19 protein-coding genes are annotated in these 18,114 nt (G+C 30.8%); 14 read left to right on the forward strand and 5 right to left on the reverse strand.

Going from position 1 to position 18,114, the window contains the following annotated elements; genetic code table 11:
- Window positions 1-33: 33 nt before the first annotated feature.
- The gene (locus G7082_RS09530) at window positions 34-1,062 is read right to left on the reverse strand and encodes a S41 family peptidase (RefSeq protein ID WP_166034861.1); all 1,029 of its coding nucleotides are present in this window, start codon (window positions 1,060-1,062) and stop codon (window positions 34-36) included.
- A 247-nt stretch (window positions 1,063-1,309) separates the two neighbouring features.
- Here G7082_RS09530 and G7082_RS09535 point away from each other — a divergent pair, with 247 nt between their 5' ends.
- From G7082_RS09535 to G7082_RS09545, 3 genes are all read left to right on the forward strand, one after another.
- The gene (locus G7082_RS09535; RefSeq protein ID WP_166034862.1) at window positions 1,310-2,245 is read left to right on the forward strand and encodes a sugar-binding transcriptional regulator; all 936 of its coding nucleotides are present in this window, start codon (window positions 1,310-1,312) and stop codon (window positions 2,243-2,245) included.
- 81 nt (window positions 2,246-2,326) lie between these two features.
- A complete protein-coding gene (gene deoC / locus G7082_RS09540) occupies window positions 2,327-3,004 on the forward strand; it encodes a deoxyribose-phosphate aldolase (protein ID WP_166034863.1) in 678 nt (225 codons plus the stop codon).
- A 515-nt stretch (window positions 3,005-3,519) separates the two neighbouring features.
- Window positions 3,520-3,942: a hypothetical protein gene (locus G7082_RS09545; protein WP_202983092.1), complete on the forward strand. Its 423-nt coding sequence runs from the start codon at window positions 3,520-3,522 to the stop codon at window positions 3,940-3,942.
- Window positions 3,943-4,188: 246 nt separating this feature from the next.
- Here the strand turns inward: G7082_RS09545 and pnuC are convergent, their stop codons facing one another.
- Genes pnuC through G7082_RS09560 form a run of 3 tightly spaced genes read right to left on the reverse strand, consistent with a single transcriptional unit; the run spans window position 4,189 to window position 6,270 of the window.
- Window positions 4,189-4,893, reverse strand: a complete 705-nt coding sequence (gene pnuC, locus G7082_RS09550; RefSeq protein WP_166034864.1) for a nicotinamide riboside transporter PnuC — start codon at window positions 4,891-4,893, stop codon at window positions 4,189-4,191.
- Window positions 4,877-5,614, reverse strand: coding sequence for a nucleoside phosphorylase (locus tag G7082_RS09555; RefSeq protein ID WP_166034865.1), 738 nt, complete (start codon window positions 5,612-5,614; stop codon window positions 4,877-4,879). The genes pnuC and G7082_RS09555 overlap by 17 nt, the downstream gene beginning before the upstream one ends.
- Window positions 5,614-6,270 carry a Crp/Fnr family transcriptional regulator gene (locus tag G7082_RS09560; RefSeq protein WP_166034866.1) on the reverse strand — a complete coding sequence of 219 codons (657 nt, stop codon included), beginning with the start codon at window positions 6,268-6,270 and terminating at the stop codon, window positions 5,614-5,616. Before G7082_RS09560 ends, G7082_RS09555 begins: the two co-directional genes overlap by 1 nt.
- 238 nt (window positions 6,271-6,508) lie before the next feature.
- On the opposite strand from G7082_RS09560, the gene G7082_RS09565 reads away from it, so the two are divergent.
- Both G7082_RS09565 and G7082_RS09570 read left to right on the forward strand, forming a co-directional pair.
- Window positions 6,509-6,742, forward strand: coding sequence for a DUF1858 domain-containing protein (locus tag G7082_RS09565; protein WP_166034867.1), 234 nt, complete (start codon window positions 6,509-6,511; stop codon window positions 6,740-6,742).
- Window positions 6,742-8,028: a DUF438 domain-containing protein gene (locus G7082_RS09570; protein ID WP_166034868.1), complete on the forward strand. Its 1,287-nt coding sequence runs from the start codon at window positions 6,742-6,744 to the stop codon at window positions 8,026-8,028. The genes G7082_RS09565 and G7082_RS09570 overlap by 1 nt, the downstream gene beginning before the upstream one ends.
- 304 nt (window positions 8,029-8,332) lie before the next feature.
- Here the strand turns inward: G7082_RS09570 and G7082_RS09575 are convergent, their stop codons facing one another.
- Window positions 8,333-8,725 (reverse strand): HXXEE domain-containing protein, encoded by a 393-nt coding sequence (locus tag G7082_RS09575; RefSeq protein ID WP_166034869.1) that lies wholly within the window; start codon window positions 8,723-8,725, stop codon window positions 8,333-8,335.
- 456 nt (window positions 8,726-9,181) lie between these two features.
- Here G7082_RS09575 and G7082_RS09580 point away from each other — a divergent pair, with 456 nt between their 5' ends.
- From G7082_RS09580 to G7082_RS09620, 9 genes are all read left to right on the forward strand, one after another.
- On the forward strand, window positions 9,182-9,328 hold the full coding sequence (locus G7082_RS09580; protein WP_166034870.1) for a hypothetical protein: 147 nt from the start codon (window positions 9,182-9,184) through the stop codon (window positions 9,326-9,328).
- 147 nt (window positions 9,329-9,475) lie between these two features.
- The gene (locus tag G7082_RS09585) at window positions 9,476-10,804 is read left to right on the forward strand and encodes a radical SAM/SPASM domain-containing protein (RefSeq protein WP_166034871.1); all 1,329 of its coding nucleotides are present in this window, start codon (window positions 9,476-9,478) and stop codon (window positions 10,802-10,804) included.
- A gap of 15 nt (window positions 10,805-10,819) precedes the next feature.
- The gene (locus G7082_RS09590) at window positions 10,820-11,974 is read left to right on the forward strand and encodes a M50 family metallopeptidase (RefSeq protein ID WP_166034872.1); all 1,155 of its coding nucleotides are present in this window, start codon (window positions 10,820-10,822) and stop codon (window positions 11,972-11,974) included.
- Window positions 11,955-12,860, forward strand: coding sequence for an ABC transporter ATP-binding protein (locus G7082_RS09595; RefSeq protein WP_166034873.1), 906 nt, complete (start codon window positions 11,955-11,957; stop codon window positions 12,858-12,860). Before G7082_RS09590 ends, G7082_RS09595 begins: the two co-directional genes overlap by 20 nt.
- On the forward strand, window positions 12,857-13,741 hold the full coding sequence (locus G7082_RS09600) for an ABC transporter permease (protein WP_166034874.1): 885 nt from the start codon (window positions 12,857-12,859) through the stop codon (window positions 13,739-13,741). Before G7082_RS09595 ends, G7082_RS09600 begins: the two co-directional genes overlap by 4 nt.
- Window positions 13,742-13,839: 98 nt before the next feature.
- On the forward strand, window positions 13,840-15,009 hold the full coding sequence (locus G7082_RS09605; protein WP_104859673.1) for an IS256 family transposase: 1,170 nt from the start codon (window positions 13,840-13,842) through the stop codon (window positions 15,007-15,009).
- A gap of 401 nt (window positions 15,010-15,410) precedes the next feature.
- Window positions 15,411-16,220 carry a TrmB family transcriptional regulator gene (locus G7082_RS09610; protein ID WP_166034875.1) on the forward strand — a complete coding sequence of 270 codons (810 nt, stop codon included), beginning with the start codon at window positions 15,411-15,413 and terminating at the stop codon, window positions 16,218-16,220.
- A gap of 2 nt (window positions 16,221-16,222) precedes the next feature.
- Window positions 16,223-17,101 carry a sulfite exporter TauE/SafE family protein gene (locus G7082_RS09615; protein ID WP_166034876.1) on the forward strand — a complete coding sequence of 293 codons (879 nt, stop codon included), beginning with the start codon at window positions 16,223-16,225 and terminating at the stop codon, window positions 17,099-17,101.
- Between the two features lie 18 nt (window positions 17,102-17,119).
- Window positions 17,120-18,100 (forward strand): ornithine cyclodeaminase family protein, encoded by a 981-nt coding sequence (locus tag G7082_RS09620; protein WP_166034877.1) that lies wholly within the window; start codon window positions 17,120-17,122, stop codon window positions 18,098-18,100.
- The last annotated feature ends 14 nt before the right edge of the window (window positions 18,101-18,114 follow it).

Genomic DNA, 18,114 nt, shown 5'->3' on the forward strand with positions numbered 1-18,114 from the left:
AACCGAGGAGGTTAGATGTGACTATATACTTGGTTACTTCCCGCTTACGTAAGTTTGCTCATTTTGAAGTATTTTAACAGGAATATCTTTTAATAAACCTTCGTATTGTTTATAGTGATTTTTTTCTACTCGTGAAGTCAGATATTGATGGTGTAGCATTTTGTTCATTTTAATTAGTTCTGGGTCAGTTTCTTTATTCGGATCATAGTTATCGGTATTCAGAATAATTCCAGAGGCAATATATTCGCCTACAATTATTTGTGTACTAATTTTTTCAGTTTCAAAGGTAGAATTAAAGAAAGCTTGAGTTATTTCATTTGCGTAACCAGAATTGCCACCACCATTATTTCTCAAATCAAAGATGATTTCCTCACACGTTAGATATTCAGGAATGTATTTATAAAAAATAGCCGTCATTTCATCTGACATAAAATGAGTTAAATGAACGATTATTTTGTTAGCTACTTTATAAATTCTAATGGCATCATGCTCTTCCAAAATTTGACAGTTATTGCTAAGTGTATCAGAATAAAAATTTGAAAAATTGGTTTTGTCAGGTAGAAAAGGAATCTCCTGCTTATCTCCGTTTTCAAATTCAATCTCAAAAGAATGAGTATTAAATAGAAAACTAAAATTATTTTGAGCCATAATTAAGGATTCGTTGATATTATGTTGCCAATAATGAGAGCTGACAATCTTTAAAAATTCACTGACAGAAAGATGATTGATAGACTTGATAGGTTTAAAAATAAAGTCACTAAAATTTTTGTCCGATGAATTTATCACTAATTGATTTTCTATAACTGTTAAAGTCATTGGGGCGTAAGTTAAATCATTTTTAATCTTGTCTGGTAAAAAGATGAGTGTATGCCCATCATTTAATAAGGCACTCAGTTTTTGAAGTCTGAGATAAAATTCTTTTATAGGTAACTCTTTTTGAATATCGTTAAGTAAGTCAACAATGGAATTTTCCCATAAATCAATTAAATCATCAGTCCAGTAAGGAAAAACATTTAAGGCTTGATGATGGATAGTTAAAATGTCTGAAAGTTGATTATTCATTTGAGTTATCCCCTTTTACTTTAAAATTTTTTAAGTTTATTATTCATTATATCACTAAGTGGTTCTTTGTTTTGAAATTAGATTACTTCTTTATTCTTTTAGTTAAGTTAAACTATGGTGTGTTTACTTTAGGTATGCCATAATTAAGCACATCAGTCATAAATTATAAATGTACTAAATTCAGTTATATACTATTAAGCAAAAGCCAATTTTTTATATTTAAAAAAAGTGAGGAAGGAAAATCAAAATGAGTTTAACAAAAGATCAATTAAGTGTTGAAGTAGCTAGGCTTTACTACCAACTAGAGTATGGACAACAAAAAATAGCAACAGAATTAAATATTTCAAGACCGACAGTATCTAGACTACTCAAGCATGCGAAGGATAAGGGATTTGTCACCATTACTATTACAGATCCATTTAGTGAAAGAGAGGTATTAGCTAGAGATATTAAGGAAAAATTTGGATTAAAAGAAGTAGTTATCGCACAAACGCCAAGTGATAACTATGAATTAATTGTAGAGCAAATCAGCTTAGAAGCAGCTAATTTTATTTCAGAAGTAATAATAGATGGAGATATCATTGGTATTGGATGGGGAACAACTATTTATGAAGTAGCTAAAAAACTTCAACCTGATGATTCAAAGAATATTCAAGTGGTTCAGTTAAAGGGAAGTATCACCCATTCAAAAGTAACAACTTTCGCTCATGAAACCTTATCATTATTTGCAGATAATTATCATACAACTGGGACATCACTTCCATTACCAGTTATTTTTGATAATAAAGAAGTTAAAACGGTTGTTGAAAAAGACCGTCACATTCAACATATTATGAAACTTCAAGAAGAAGCAAGCATAGCCATTTATACAGTGGGAACCACAAGGGAAGAAGCCTTAGTTTTTCAATTAGAGTATTTAACAGATGAGCAAAAGACTTACTTGCAGAAGGTAGCTGTGGGAGATATTTGTTCTCGTTTTTATAATGAAAAAGGAGACATTGCTTCAAAAGAAATTAATGAGCGGACGATAGGGATTGAGCTTTCTGAATTACCTAAAAAAAGGGTATCTTTATTGGTTGCAGGTGGGGAACATAAACTAAAAGCTATTGAAGGCGCTTTGAATGGTAATTATGTTAATACCCTAGTTACTGACTATTGGACAGCTAAAAAATTGGCAAAATGAAATTATGTTCATATTGATGTTTACATTTGTTCTGGTTGAGTATATAATGAATTTGTAAACAAATAGAGAGGAAGTATAGGTATGACAAATTTAGCGAAAATGATCGACCACACAAAATTAAAAGCGGACACTACTCAAGATGAGATTGCTGCTTTAACAAAGGAAGCGAAAGAACATGGCTTTTGGTCAGTATGTATTAATCCAGTATGGATTCCATTTGCTAAAGAAGAGTTAGCAGGAAGCGACGTGAAAATTTGTACAGTTATTGGTTTTCCTTTAGGAGCAAATTCTTCAAAGACTAAAGCTTTTGAAACAAATCTAGCAATTAATGATGGTGCTGATGAAGTAGATATGGTTATTAATGTTGGTGCTTTAAAACAAGCGCAATATGATGTTGTTTTAGAAGATATTAAAGCTGTTGTGAATGAAGCTAAGGGACGTGCTTTAGTTAAAGTAATAATAGAAACAGCACTTTTAACAAAAGAAGAAATTATTAAGGTATGTGAATTATCAGTAGAAGCTGGAGCAGACTATGTAAAAACATCAACAGGATTTTCAACAGCAGGAGCAACAGCTGAAAATGTTAAATTGATGAAGGATACTGTCGGTGAGAAAGCATTAGTTAAAGCATCTGGTGGGGTTAGAACAACTAGTGATGCAGAAGCTATGGTTGCTGCAGGCGCATCACGTATTGGTGCTAGTGATGGCGTTAAAATTATAGGTGCAACAACAGATAACAGTGATACAAGCGGCTATTAGTAACTAAGATGGTTAAAAGTCGTTTCGCTCCAGTTATTGTCGAAGCAGACTTTTCAGGGGGTGTGACCTAAGTACGCCCCGCTTCTTTTACAGACTAAACGGTGTCACAGAAGTAGCTTCTTCAGAAATAAGCCGAAAATTACAAAAATTTGAAAAGCAATTTTCGTGATTTCCTTCTTATTTTTTGAAGCTGAACACTTCTGTCACAACCTCTGACCAATGTAGGCTGCTGAAAAAGTCCCGATTTTCTTAATTGAAAATCGAGACTTTTATTTTTTTATCACATTACTTTTGTGTACTCCTTAGAATACTGGCATGAATTTATAGATAATGAATTTGGTTCAGTTGATTTAAAAACTGAAGTGGTCATGATACCTGAAAATATAAAGAAATATATGGAATGAAAGTTGTTGTTCATTTTAACTTATAATAGTTTCTGAATGATATGATACTTATCAAATTGTTTTACATGTGTAAATAAAAAATGCTATGATAAAAATAAAGGGTGATTATCTATGAAAAAAGTAATCCGAATAGTTTGTATTATTTTTCTTGGCTTTATCACGATTATGATGCCTATAATTTCTTATGATAGTTGGAAAGAGCAACAGGCATTTTCAAAAGGAGACAAAGGAAAAACTGAGGCTATTATCAAAGTGGATGAACATAAAGTTAAAACCTATAATTATAAAGAGAATGGTTACGGTGTTGACGCTGAAAAATCTGCTTGGCGAGACGGAGATAAGGTGACAGTTTACTATTTGAAAGACAAACCGGATATGGTAGCAGAAAATCCTTATGTTTATCATACTAAGCGAGAAATATTTGCTCCGTTAATGTGGTTTATTCTATTAGGGATCGCTGTGATTACAGAATTTTATGTCCGCTATCTAACTAAAAAAATCGAGTTAGAAATAGGTTGTGATGCTGATGATTGATATATTAAGGGGAAGAATCTTATTTCTGTTGCTATTTTTAATAGTTATTCTAGTGGGCTTCTTTTTAATCCTAAGTCTATTTAAAATAAAATCGAGTAGTAAATTACTAAAAATTAGTCTTTCTTTATTGGGAATAATTACTGTATTGGCAGGTCTTTACGGTTTATTATTTACTTTATTTTTTGGTTATAACTCATAAAAAAAGCAGAACCAACTCTGAAGCGGTTCTGCTTTTTACATTTATTTTTACGCTTCCTCATACTCATTCCATACTTTATTCGCATAAATACTATTAAACAATAGTGCTGCTTGTAAGGCTACTTGTGATAAACAGCCACCAAGTGTGCCGATATCTGATGAGCCAGAGAAGACTTGGTAAGTTAACAATGACCAGTAAATCAAGTTCGCAATGTTAACGAAAATCCATAATGACCAATTTTCTTTGTATTTGAAAATGTAAAGCGTTTGAGCGATTAAAGAGATGACTAAGTTCACACTATCAAAGTAAGGCAGTTGTCCACCTAAATTAGCTAGAACGAACCAACCAATTCCCCAAGCGATGAAAGCGCCAATGAATAATTTATGTTTCACGCTTTTACTAAAACTATTCACTGCTTCGTCATTGCCCCATAAAAACCAACCAATAGGCTGAGAAATCACATAAACGATATTCATAGCGAAAGAACCATATGCGTGTGTTTTCCAAGCAATGTACGTCATGGCTAAACATTGGATAAAGCCGAAAATAAAAGTGATTCTACGACCTTTCATTCCATAAACTAAACAAATAACTCCTGCTAAACCACTAATCATCCCAATCACTGAATCAGGAGCAATCAAGTAAACAACCACTTGTAAGGCAAGTAGAGCTAAAATATAAGTAATTTCAAATTTTTTCCAACCAGTAAATAATTGCTGATACAACCAAGATTTATTATTTTGTGCTTCCATTGTGTGTGTCTCCCCTTAAAAGTTTTAATGCTAATTCAATCGATTCTTTTTCTCCTTGAGCCACAACTTCGGCTTCGTTGACTAAATTATTCACGCCTTCGTTTAAATCTGCTTCAAATAAAACCACGTTGTTTAAAATAGCTAAAGTGCGCATGCCTTTTAATGCCCCTAAAACATAAAGAGTGCTTGTTTCCATGTCGCCACCTAAGATGCCAAAATCAGACCAAAAACGCTCTGTTTCTGCGTTATCAGCCATGTAGAACCCGTCATGTGAGCGAGTGATGCCAAAATGTGAGTGAGGTGATAATTCTTTAGCATGAGCTAAAAGGCTAAGTGTTGGTACGCCAGGAAAATCAGCTGGGACATATTTTTTCGTTAACCCTTCGTCTCTAACGACGCCTGTTGAAATAACTAGTTCTCCAAGTGGAATATCCTTTTGCATCGCACCGCAGCTACCTACACGGATAATGGTTTCAATGCCAATGTCACTTAATTCTTCAATAGCAATGGCAGTGGAAGGAGCGCCGATGCCTGTTGAAATAACTAGAATATTTTCCCCTTCGTAAATGCCAACCACAGATTTAAATTCACGATTAAAGGTTAAATCAATCGGTGAGTTTAAATATTTTTTAACCGTATCCACACGTTTAGGATCACCTACGATGATTGCTTTTGTGACATGTTCCATTTTAGTTAATTGAATATGAGCTTGTTTTTCCATTAGTCTTTCTTCCTTTCAAGTAATAATTTTTGTTGATTAATAATGGTAATGCTTTTGGGTTCCACACGAATGATATCAAGTGTTTCAAGTTCACTTAGAATGCGGTAAACACTTCGAGAAGTGGCTGAAACTGATTGAACAAGGAGCTTCTTATCAATACCTTTGCCCTTTTTTTCAAGGTCTAGAAGTGTTGTAATGACTTGTTCTTTCACCGAACCTAAACTATATTTAGCCGCACGATTAGTGAGTTCATACATTTGTTCGCACAAGGAATAAATCAAATCTTGGTTGAAGTGATGATCAAGAGTAACCCACTCAATAAAACCTTGGTTTGGCACTTTAATTAAAAGACAATCCGTTGTGTTTTCGATAGAGGCACTGTATGGCATATCTAAAAAGGCTTCTTGTTCACCAATTAAATTGCCTGATTGGTAAATATCAAGTAAAATTTGGCGACCGCTTTCATCAGAAACAAATATTTTAACTTTCCCACTGACAACAATGTAAACATCTGAATGCTTCATTCCTTGATGTAACTGAAATTTTCGAGCCTTAAAAAAGACAAGTTCCATTTGCGAAAGAATGGTATAAGGACAATGTTTAAGCATGTGTCTAATGGTTTGGTTATTATTGATAACGCTTAATAGTTCTTCCATGTGTTTTCCCCCGATGACTCTATTTTAATATGAATGCGCTTTATTTAAAATGACAGATGTCTCTTTGTTTGGTGTAAAAATAAGAAAAGAAGGCAAAATTTCTGACATTTGTCTAACCGCTATCATTTTATCATAGTTAGTCAGATAAGGCTTAAATGTGAAGTAAAACACATTGATGTTAAAGTAAGAAAGTGCTATGATAACTGCGATTGAGAATAATTATCAATGAGGTGAAATGATGATAAAACTTAGTAGAGAAACAGCGGTCTTTGATTTGATTGAAACTTATCCAGAAATCAAAGATATTTTAATAGATTTAGGATTAAATGGGGTAGAAAATCCTTTAATGCTTAGAACAGCGGGAAAGAAGATGACCGTTTTTAAAGGCGCTAAAATGAAGAAAATACCTTTAGAAATAGTTGTGAATAAGTTTCAAGAGAATGGTTTTATTTTTAACGAGGAGGAAAAATAATGGGAAAAGAAAGAGCCGTGGATAGACAAAAGAAATTGATTGAGATTTTAGGTTTATTACATGAAGGTGGTCGTTTTGAAGAAGCGAAAGCCATGTTTGATGAGTCTTTTAGTGATGTGGATGTGAGTGAAATTACTTCAGCAGAAAGAGAACTGATTGCAGGGGGCTTATATCCTGCTGAGATTCAAAAGTTGTGTACGGTTCATGCCTCTGTTTTTAAGGGTTCGATTAAAGACATTCACCATTCAAACTATGAACACGAAACACCAGGACACCCGATTCATACGTTAAAATTAGAGAATATCGTGATCAAGTCCTTACTTCATGACGAATTGCTTCCTCTATTTGAAAAAATAGTGAAGGGGGAGTTAGCTTTACAAGACAAACTGGTGGCTGTTCTAGAAGATTTGTATCAAATTGATATTCACTATAAACGCAAAGAAATGCTGATTTTTTCTTATATGGAGAAATACGGTATCACAGCGCCACCCCAAGTTATGTGGGGCGTAGATGATGATATTCGTGCTGAAATCAAACAATTAATCACTGATTTTTCTGATCCTAAATTTATTATTAATCAACTAAGAACCCCGCTATTTGAAATGGTGGAAAATGTGGATGAAATGATTTTTAAAGAAGAAGAAATCATGATTCCTATGGTATTGGAAGTTTTTAGTTTAGAAGATTGGGAAGAAATTAGTGAAAATAGCTTCGACATTGGGTTTGCTTTTATTCCTAAACCACTTGTTTATAAAGCTAGTGATGCAGCGAAAGAAGTTAGTTTGGAGCATGAACCAAGAAGATTAGCTGTCATTCAGGAATCGATTCAGTTTAGTCAAAGCCAACAAGAAGCTATGCAGCCAGAAGAATCAAAAGAAGAAACGTCATTTGTTAGTTTACCAACAGGAAAATTAAGCATAGATGAAATGAAGGCGATGTTTAGCGTTTTACCAGCTGATTTGACGATTGTAGATGCAGATGATAAAGTGAGTTTTTATTCAGAAGGACCAGACAGAGTTTTCCCACGAACGACTTCCGTCTTAGGGCGTGAAGTGATCAATTGCCATCCACCAAAAAGCATGCATATGGTGGAAAAAATCTTGGAAGAATTTAAAGCAGGAACCAAAGATAACGCTGATTTTTGGATTGATTTAGGGCCAAGAAAAGTTTATATTCGCTACTTTGCATTGAGAGATGAAACTAAAACTTACTTAGGATGTTTAGAAGTGACACAAGATATTACTAAAATCCAAGCCTTAGAAGGACAAAAAAGATTATTAGATTAAACAACAAATTAGTACAAGTCTAGGTATTCCGATTTGGAATACCTAGACTTGTTTGTTTTGGAATATTGGTTGAAAAAGATGGGTGAATCGGTTGATACATTGGGAAATAAAAAAGATTTGGAAAGTAAATAAAAAAACTGTCAACGTTGGTTGAAGATTAATTGTAAAATGACACTCTGAGATTTAGGCGTCTTCAGGGTGTTTTTTTGTGGTTATCATTTAATGAATCAATATATGGATAATAAACAAGTTAAGGATTAAAAGTAATAAGCTAATAGGTGTAAATAGCAGTATTCAACTTAAATTAAGGACGGAAACATTTTTCGATAGAATAAGGGTGAGAATAATAAAAGAGAATATCCCTAATATTAATCCCGGAACGTAACTTTTCAAAAAAAAGGGCTTGTCCAATATGGACTAAAATATGGATATTATAGGCGATTATTAATGATACGTAGAATTCATGATAAGAAAAACTGTAGCAAATAACTGCTATAACAAGCATTAACAAGTACTCTTCAAGAACCATTAAAGTAAAAGCTTTATGAGTTGGGGGATTCTTTTTTAATCTCTGTGGTATTTTCTCTGATTTTAAATTTTTGTGAAGCCAATCATTCATATAGGCAATTTCTTCTAGTTCGTGAAGCATAAATAGAATTGGAAAAGAAAGATATAGAAATAGGATTGAATGATTCATTTTTTTACCTCGTTATTATTTTGAATCAATTTTAACATAATTTATGAAGGGATTTTAGATGGTTGGTTTTGAAAGGGGAAAGTATAACTAGTTAAATGTATTATCCATATAAACTTCTTTCAAAATAATTTAAGATTATAAATGTTTTTTGATTTTAATAAGTTATCTAAAAAATATTTAAGGTACTTAAAATATAAAAGATGTAAATAAATTTTTGAACAATTACGTATAGCTCTATGTGAATAATTCAATAAAATAGCATTTATATATAGAATATCCTAAATTATTAATTAACGTTTTTTTGTAAAAAGATCACAAAATGGTTTTTTTCGGTATTGAATATTACAAAAAACATTGAATAGTTGTTTAATGAGAGTAAAATAAACTTATCTACTAGGACTACTATATGATGTGATTATTTTTTGTGTTTATACTAAAAGGAAAAGGTGATATAAGATGAAGAAGAATAATGAAAAAAAAGTTGCTATTAAAAAAATTGATGTAAAATCTATAAATAAAGATTTTGAAATTTTAGAGGATGCCATTACTCCGTCTTGGGGTATTAATTGCCGTAAAGGTAGTTTTGGAATCTGGTGTAACTAGTTAATTAATGTTAGTAGTCATGTCTAGTAGACTGATTTAAGATAAAGGTAAAATAGAAATCACATCAAGTACATTATTTAATGTGGTTGATGTGATTTTTACTACTATCCATTTTTATATTATTATATGAGGAGGTTAAGATAAGACATGAACATAATAGAAAGAAGAAATAAAAATATATTATTTTTTTCAAATTCCCTAAACTCATTTGAAATAAATGATAAAACGAAAAGAATAATAAAAGAATTATCTAAAAACAAATCAGAAAATAAAATTTTGCAAGATAATGAGGTTACAAAAGGAGAAATTCTGGAAATTAATAATTTAATCACAGAACAAAACTCAATTGAATTACCTGTAGAAGATAGAAAAGAAGGTCATTCGAATTATTTAAAAAGACTATCAATAAATATATCTAATTCTTGTAATATGAAATGTAAATATTGTTACGCTCAATTTGGTTATTATGGATCAGAAAAATCTTTAATGAACATTGATATTATAAAGGAAACGTTAGACAATTTCTATTCATCATTTGATGAAATTGCTATTATTCAAGTCTTTGGCGGAGAACCTTTTTTACATTATGAAGGATTCAAATATATTTGTGAATACATAGAGTCTAAGTATGAAAAAGGAGAAATAAAATATAAAACACTAATAACTACAGTTACTAATGGTACAGTTCTATCTGCTAAAATTATTGAATTGATAAAGAAGCACAATATTATTATCACCATTAGTTTAGATGGTCCAAAAGAAATTCATGATTGTAACAGGTCCTTTTTAAATGATACTGGTACATTTGAAAGAATAATAAAAAATATAAAAAAATTAAAGGTTGAAACTGGTCAACCACAACAAATTGAGGCTACTTATAATCAAGAACACGTTAAACATAATATAAGTATTATTAAACTTATCGAATACATCAAGACACAATTTGAAGATGTTTCTATTCATATAGCTCCTGTTTCTGGGAACAAGAATGAATGTTTTACTTTAGAAAATAGAGACAGTTTTGTTGATTCAGTAGATGATATTTTTAATTATAATAAAAAAAAGAAAAATAAAGCTAATTATTTAATTTTAGATTCCATGCTACAATTATTTCAAAATCCAGAAAAAAAAACAAATTTTTGTGATGCAGGAATTAGCTTATTTTCGGTATCATATACAGGATATGTATATCCATGTTACATGTTTATTGACGAACCTGGATTTGCCTTATGCAATGTTCAAGATTCTAATTTTTCAAGAAGTTTCTTATTAAATAAAGCAAAAAAATATCAAGAACATAATAGACAAGAAGGAAAATCTTCTTGTAAATCATGCCCTATAGTTAATGTTTGTGATGGTTGTCTTGGAATGAATTATTTTAACACGGGACACATATATACACCAGTAACTGAAGATTGCAGTATGAAGAGAAAAATGGTCAAAAGTATTATTTTCAATATAAACGAGTATGCTTAATGGTGAGGGATATTCATGGATAAAATGCAAATTACACCTACAATTGTTTCAGATGTGAAATGTTGGTTATTATTTAAAAAAAAAGAAAATGAATACTGTCTGGGAAGCTTATCTACAAACAATTTTATAAAGTTATATGAATATCAAATTGAAGATGTAAACAAAATGATTTATTTGATGGATGGTAACAATACATTAGAGTTTATCGATAAACAAATTAAATCTTTTCAAGTTAAAAATTTATTTGATGTAATGTGTAGTATTGGATTAATTCAAGGTTATGAGTCCCAAAAAAAGAAAAATGAATTTGAATTATATTCTTTCACTTTTTTTAAAATACCTTTATATAAAATGAATAAATTTTTATGTGCATTATCTAGTAAAATTATTAATAGAAAAATATTAATAATCATATCAATGATAATGTTAATTATTTGTATTGTTTTTTTCAAAAATATACCTTATTTAATGACTTCTCCAACCACATATAAATTATTGGATAGTGATATTCTGAATATAATACTTTATTACTTGTTGACAATAGTTTCTGTACTACTACATGAATTATCTCATGCATTAGTTGCTTCAAGATATAATATTTATCCTACTTATTTTTCTGGAGCATTGTACTTATACATATCCCCAATAGTATATTTAACTATACCAGGTATATATACACGACAACCTAAAGAGAGAATATATGTTTGGGGAGCTGGAATGTATACTAACTTATTAGTTTCAATGATTTCTTTATTATTATTTTCATTGAATAATAACAACTTAGCAGCGCTTATCTTTGTTATTAATATTACGTTAGTAATGGTTAATTTATCTCCTATGATGCCGTTAGATGGATATTTTATTGTATGTACTTTGCTTAGAGAAACTAACATGAGAAGGCAATTTTTACATCCTTTTGATAAGAATGTTTGGAGTAATAGTAGTATACTAATAAAATTATATACATTCTCTTCTTTTTTGCTGATAATATCAGTTTTATTAACACAGTGTATTTGGTTGTTTAAATTTATCAGTTCTGCTTATGAACACAACACAGACGTTATATCATTTTTTATCGACATAAAATTAGTTATATTAGTTATATTAGTGATGATAATTTCAAGAGTAATAAAATTAGGAGCTAAAAAATATGGAAGTTTTGACGTGTAACAACATAACAAAAAAAGTTGGAAAAAAAATAATAATTGATGATATTAGCTTGTCTTTGAAAACTGGTGAGGTTATTGGTTTGATTGGACCAAACGGAGCTGGAAAAACAAGTCTAATGAAATTATTAGTTGGTTTATATTATATTGATGAAGGTTGTATATCAAGTCTAGATAATGACCAAAAATTAGATTTTCCTAACTATATAAAAAATATAGGAGCTATAATAGAGAATCCGATGTTTTATCCAAAATTAACTGGAAAACAGTGTTTAAACTATTATTCAATTATTAGAGATATTAATAACAATAGAATTAAAGAAGTTAGTGATTTAACAGGAATTAATTCAATATTAAATCAACAAGTAAAAACATATTCATTAGGAAATAAACAAAGACTAGGAATTGCTCAAGCATTATTAGTTGACCCGCAACTTCTAATTTTAGATGAACCATTCAATGGTTTAGATCCTGATGGTATTTTAGAGTTAAGAAATATTATTTTAAAACAAAAGGAAAAAAATAAAACTATATTAATATCGAGTCACACTTTACCAGAACTGGAACAAATATGTGATCGTTTTATTTTTCTCAAAACAGGAAAAATTATTGAAGAATTGGAAAATAAAGATTTTGAAAATACTAATTTTTCCATAATTGATATTGATCCTAAAGATTTTACAAATGTTGAAAAATTATTAGAGAGCCAATGTACTTATCCTTTTGAAATTGATGATACTAGAATAATATTTAAAGGTGTAGAACAAGAGTATATTCTAGATTTGATTTTTTGGTTAAAAAATAAAAATGTAAATGTTATTAATTTTGAAAATAAAAAAGAAACATTACAAGATTATTACGAAAAAATAATCTTGGGAGGTAAAAAATGAAGTCTATATTTAAAGGTGAAACCTTAAAATTTTTTTATTCCAAAGTTTGGTTATTTTGGGAACTGATTATCCTTATTTTTTCCTTATTTTTAATGCTATCTATGGATAAAGGATATAACTGGCAGAAGGATTTATTAAATGAAAATCAGCAAATTGAACAAAATTTAAACATGACTCACGAAGAATTAAAAATTAATGATAAGAATGATCAAGATATTTTAAAATGGAAAATTAATGAAAAATATTTAAGTAAAGATAATAATAGTATTGATAAAAATGGGTTTATTAGTTATATATCCAATCTGTTTTCTGTAAAAGGTTTAGGTTTACTGATTATTATTTTTCCTATTATTTTCAGTGTCGGAATCGCTAAAGAATTTGAAAATAAAACAATTGATTTTGTATTAATTAGCCCACATAAAAGAAAAGAATTTTATTGGGGGAAACTATTAAGCAATTTTACTGTGATTATTCTATTTCTAATTAGTGTATTACTAATAAACATGGTTATAGGTTATTTTTACTTTGACAGATACCAATTTAGTGACACGGTATTTTTTATTAACAAAAATAAAATTGTGGAAACATCAGCTACATCCTACATGATTAATAGTTTATTGAGATCATTACCTTACTATTTTGTCTATTCATTTATCGGTTTTTGCTTAGCAATTACTACACGGTCTACTGTACTCAGCTTAACCATAACATTATTTTTTGCATTATTAGGCAATCAAATTTCAGGTCTAATTCCAATTAAAAATGGAATGATATTTATTTTACCTGCTATAACTGATTTAACTAATTACATCGATTCACCAACTTATATTCAATATTTAGACATCAATCTTTGGATAATACTTCTTATTATGATAGCGTAAAATATTTTGTGTAAATAGAAATTTTAGGTAGATAAAAAGAAAGTCCATTCTGTAAAATTAAAGTTACCACAACCGAAATTTTATAGGAGGACTTTCTCATGACTAATTTTACTACAGAAATTATGGAAACACTAATCAATAAAGGTGATTTGGATGACTTATTCCGTCGTCATCTAGAATTAGCTATCAATACACTGCTACAAGCTGAATTAACGGCTTTTCTTGATTATGAGAAATATGATCGCACTGGTTTTAATTCAGGTAATTCCCGAAATGGGAATTATTCTCGTTCATTTAAAACAGAGTATGGAGAATTAAATTTGGCAATTCCTAGAGATAGAAATGGAGAGTTTTCTCAACAAACGTTGCCTGCTTATAAAAGAAGTAACGACTCTTTAGAAACCACCATTATCCAATTATTTCAAAAAGGAATCACTATGTCTGAAATCTCTGAGTTGATTGAAAAAATGTATGGTCATTACTATACACCACAAACCATTTCCAATATCACTCAAATAGTATCTGAAGATGTTGTTGCTTTTAAAGAAAGGTCCTTAGAATCCCAATACTCAATCATTTTTATGGATGCTACTCACATTCCTTTAAAAAGACAAACTGTCTCAAAAGAAGCTGTATATATTGTCATAGGTATCCGACTGGATGGGACCAAAGAGGTTCTTGGGTTTAGTATTGCTCCAACTGAGTCTTCGTATGTTTGGAAAGAAATACTTCAAGACCTAAAAGACCGTGGTTTAGAAGAGGTTTTATTAGTCGTAACTGATGGTTTAAGCGGCATTGACGATAGTATCCATAGTATTTATCCAAATGCTCAATTTCAACAATGTTGTGTCCATATCTCTAGAAATATTGCTCATAAGGTTCGTGTTAGTGATCGACAAGAAGTCTGTAATGATTTTAAATTGGTTTATCAAGCAGCTTCAAAAGAAGAAGCTATGAATCAAATAAGTTTTATGATAGATAAATGGAAAAAGCAGTATCCACGAGTAGTTAAATTACTCATGAATCCTGCTATATTAACCTTTTATAATTTTCCTCCATCAATCAGAAGAACCATTTATTCAACTAACTTGATTGAAGGTTTTAACAAACAATTAAAGAAATATACAAAAAGAAAAGAACAATTCCCTAATGAAGAATCTCTAGAGAGATTCTTAGTTTCTCAATTCAACAACTATAATCAGAAATTTTTGTGTCGGATTCATAAAGGTTTTAAAGAAATACAAGATACATTAGAATCAATGTTTTAACTTAACCGACAGAATGGTTTTTTCCATTTACACATAATTCTTGACGCAACCCTTATTATGTCAATTTATGTAGTATTAATTATATTAGGTTCAAAAAGAATATTTGAAAAAAACGATATTTAGAATAAAATATTTTAGAGTTGATTAAAGTTAGCAATCATAAAATAATTAATTTAAAAAACTCTAGTTAACGATAAAAAGAGGAATCCCATAACCGGTGATTCCTCTTTTTTTACCAAATCCAACGCTCCAAACATCACAAAATCCATCCATATCGAAAATAGAACATATATTTTAAAAGGAACCCTATTTGTAAAAGTTTTAACAAATTATTGATAAGTTACTTTTTTCACGATATAGTAGTTACTGTAGTAGCTACTAAAAATTAGGGGATAAAAAATATGGAAACGATTGTACAAATAATGAAGAAATATGATTTTTCTGAAATGGAAACCTTAGTCTATACCACGCTTTTAGAAAAAGGTGTTATGACTGGTTATGAAGTTAGTAAGCAGTCAGGTGTTGCTAGATCAAAGGTCTATAACGTTTTAGAAAAACTAATTAAAAAGAATTTGGTTGTCGTTAATAAATCAGAACCTAAATTGTATTACGCAGTGTCGTCTGAAGAGTTTTTAAGTCGATTAGAAAATAGTGTTAAGCAGGATTTAGCCCTTTTAGATAACCAGTTAGGTAAAATCAAAATCCAAGAAGAAGAAGAACTTCTTTGGAAATTAGAAAACTATCAAAGTGTGATGGAAAAAAGTCAGCATCTAATGAAACAAGCTAAAAACAGCTTATTAATGCAGATGTGGGAAGAGGATTTAAGCAAGGAAATTATTAGCCTACTGCAAGAAATAGAGGCGAAGATTCCTAATTTTGTGTTAATTCTTTTTAGCAACAATCATCACTATGATATTCCTTTATCCAATTATTATGTCCATGGGTTTGAAGAGGAAAAGCTTCATGACTTTGGTTCCAGATGGATTAATATTGTCGCAGATGAAGCAGAGGTTGTCTTTGGAACCTTGGAGAGTGACGAACAAGTTATGGACGTGACGTGGACAAAGAACAAAGCTATGGTAAATCTAGCAAAAGAGTATGTTAAACATGACGCTTACACATTGAAAATCATTGAAGAAAACGCAGAGACACTCAAAAATCAATACGGAGAAGAATTTGAAAGAATTAGATTGATTTATGAGGAGGACTAACGATGGTTAGAACAATATTATTAAGTTTAATAGTGATAGTGAATGGGTATTTTTTATTTGTATTTGTGAAGGATTTAATTAGTCATAAAGAAGCGTTTAAAGAAGAAAAGGGTAATATGAAAGCATTGCCGTTTACGTCATTTATTATGTTTTTCCTATCAACATTTGGTATTTCGGATTTTGCTATTGGAACGGTACTTTATCCAAAATTGGGCTGGACTAGTATGAAAAAATTACCAGGAACATTAAACACTCAATGTGTGATTCCTGTAGCAGTCATGGCTCTGTCTTACATTTCCTCTGTTGAAGTGGGAATCAAAACCTTAGCTGTTTGTATTATTGCCCAAGTAATTGGTGCTTATGTCGGTCCTAAATTTGTGGTGAAATTACCAGAAGACACGATTAAAAAGTTTGTTGGTTTTGGATTAATTGTGGCAGCTTTTCTTATTTTCGCTGGTCAAATGGAATGGATACCATCAAATGGTGTAGCTAAAGAATTATACGGTGGTAAACTTATTTTAGCAGCCATTTTACTATTTACATACGGCGCTTTAAACAATATTGGGATTGGTTCATTTGCCCTAACAATGGTTACTGTTTATTTATTAGGAATGGACCCAATCGCAGCTTTCCCAATTATGATGGGAGCTTGTACATTCTCAGTGCCAACAGGTAGTGTGCAATTTGTTAAATTAGATCAGTACAGCCGAAAAATCACTTTATTTACATCAACATTTGGGGTACTAGGAGTGTTAGTAGCAGTCTTTTTAGTGAAATCATTGGATACTTATTTATTAAAATGGTTAGTGATTTTCGTGTTAATTTATAGCTCATATACAATGTTAGTTGAGCAAAAAAAGAAAATGGTGCAAGAAGCTTAAAGAGAGGATTATGAAGAAATGTTATTTCTAAAAAAAGAAGATATTGAAGCAAGTTTTAATATGAGAGACGCCATCGATGCGTGTAAAGAGGCATTAAAATTATATTCAGAAGGTAAAGCGAATGTTCCTTTAAGAACCAATATTAGTGTGGATAAGCAAGCTGGTCAAAGTTTATACATGCCCGCTTACGTGGAAGATGAAAAAGACGCATTAGGAGTAAAAATCGTTTCCGTTTATCCTAAAAACATTGAGAAAAATATTCCCAGTGTTCCAGCAACTATGATAACTTTAGATGCTGAAACAGGAATCGTCTCAGCGATTTTGGATGGTACGTATCTAACACAGTTAAGAACAGGGGCAGTTCAAGGGGCAGCAACTGAACTTATGGCGAGTCGAGATGCTAAAATTGGTGCTTTAATTGGAACAGGTGGTCAAGCAGAATGCCAATTATGGGCAATGTTAACGGCCAGGAAATTAGAAGAAGTTAGAATTTTTGATATTGATTTTACCCGTGCCAGCGAGTTTGCCAAAAGCATGGAAGAAAAATACAAAGTAAAAATGATTCCTTGCGAAACGGCTGAAAAATGTGTGACAGGAGCAGATATTATAACGAGTGTCACAACGTCTAAACAGGCAACGTTCTCAAATGATTGGGTGAAAAAAGGAGCACATATCAATGGTGTTGGGGCATACACGCCTGAAATGTGTGAAATTCCTAAAGAAACAATCAAAGCTGCGGATAAAATTATTTTTGACACAATGGACGGTGTTTTGGCAGAAGCAGGCGACTTTATTCAACCACTAGAATTAGGTTTTGTTTCAAGAGAAGACTACCAAGGTGAGTTAGGTGAACTTGTTTTAGGGAAAATTAAATCAAGAGAATCTGAGGAAGAAATCACGATTTTTAAAACAGTCGGTTCAGCAGTCTTGGACGTTTATGTGGCAAATAAAATTGTGGAACAAGCGGCTGTAAAAGGATTGGGACAAGAATTATCGTAATACGGTTCAATAAA

Source organism: Vagococcus hydrophili (genome assembly GCF_011304195.1).
Lineage (GTDB): Bacteria > Bacillota > Bacilli > Lactobacillales > Vagococcaceae > Vagococcus > Vagococcus hydrophili.

Excerpts from the sequence above, each read along its gene's own strand:
- G7082_RS09530 (WP_166034861.1), bottom strand. The coding sequence starts at position 1,062 with ATGAATAATCAACTTTCAGACATTTTAACTATCCATCATCAAGCCTTA.
- G7082_RS09535 (WP_166034862.1), top strand. The coding sequence starts at position 1,310 with ATGAGTTTAACAAAAGATCAATTAAGTGTTGAAGTAGCTAGGCTTTAC.
- deoC (WP_166034863.1), top strand. The coding sequence starts at position 2,327 with ATGACAAATTTAGCGAAAATGATCGACCACACAAAATTAAAAGCGGAC.
- G7082_RS09545 (WP_202983092.1), top strand. The coding sequence starts at position 3,520 with ATGAAAAAAGTAATCCGAATAGTTTGTATTATTTTTCTTGGCTTTATC.
- pnuC (WP_166034864.1), bottom strand. The coding sequence starts at position 4,893 with ATGGAAGCACAAAATAATAAATCTTGGTTGTATCAGCAATTATTTACT.
- G7082_RS09555 (WP_166034865.1), bottom strand. The coding sequence starts at position 5,614 with ATGGAAAAACAAGCTCATATTCAATTAACTAAAATGGAACATGTCACA.
- G7082_RS09560 (WP_166034866.1), bottom strand. The coding sequence starts at position 6,270 with ATGGAAGAACTATTAAGCGTTATCAATAATAACCAAACCATTAGACAC.
- G7082_RS09565 (WP_166034867.1), top strand. The coding sequence starts at position 6,509 with ATGATAAAACTTAGTAGAGAAACAGCGGTCTTTGATTTGATTGAAACT.
- G7082_RS09570 (WP_166034868.1), top strand. The coding sequence starts at position 6,742 with ATGGGAAAAGAAAGAGCCGTGGATAGACAAAAGAAATTGATTGAGATT.
- G7082_RS09575 (WP_166034869.1), bottom strand. The coding sequence starts at position 8,725 with ATGAATCATTCAATCCTATTTCTATATCTTTCTTTTCCAATTCTATTT.
- G7082_RS09580 (WP_166034870.1), top strand. The coding sequence starts at position 9,182 with ATGAAGAAGAATAATGAAAAAAAAGTTGCTATTAAAAAAATTGATGTA.
- G7082_RS09585 (WP_166034871.1), top strand. The coding sequence starts at position 9,476 with ATGAACATAATAGAAAGAAGAAATAAAAATATATTATTTTTTTCAAAT.
- G7082_RS09590 (WP_166034872.1), top strand. The coding sequence starts at position 10,820 with ATGGATAAAATGCAAATTACACCTACAATTGTTTCAGATGTGAAATGT.
- G7082_RS09595 (WP_166034873.1), top strand. The coding sequence starts at position 11,955 with ATGGAAGTTTTGACGTGTAACAACATAACAAAAAAAGTTGGAAAAAAA.
- G7082_RS09600 (WP_166034874.1), top strand. The coding sequence starts at position 12,857 with ATGAAGTCTATATTTAAAGGTGAAACCTTAAAATTTTTTTATTCCAAA.
- G7082_RS09605 (WP_104859673.1), top strand. The coding sequence starts at position 13,840 with ATGACTAATTTTACTACAGAAATTATGGAAACACTAATCAATAAAGGT.
- G7082_RS09610 (WP_166034875.1), top strand. The coding sequence starts at position 15,411 with ATGGAAACGATTGTACAAATAATGAAGAAATATGATTTTTCTGAAATG.
- G7082_RS09615 (WP_166034876.1), top strand. The coding sequence starts at position 16,223 with ATGGTTAGAACAATATTATTAAGTTTAATAGTGATAGTGAATGGGTAT.
- G7082_RS09620 (WP_166034877.1), top strand. The coding sequence starts at position 17,120 with ATGTTATTTCTAAAAAAAGAAGATATTGAAGCAAGTTTTAATATGAGA.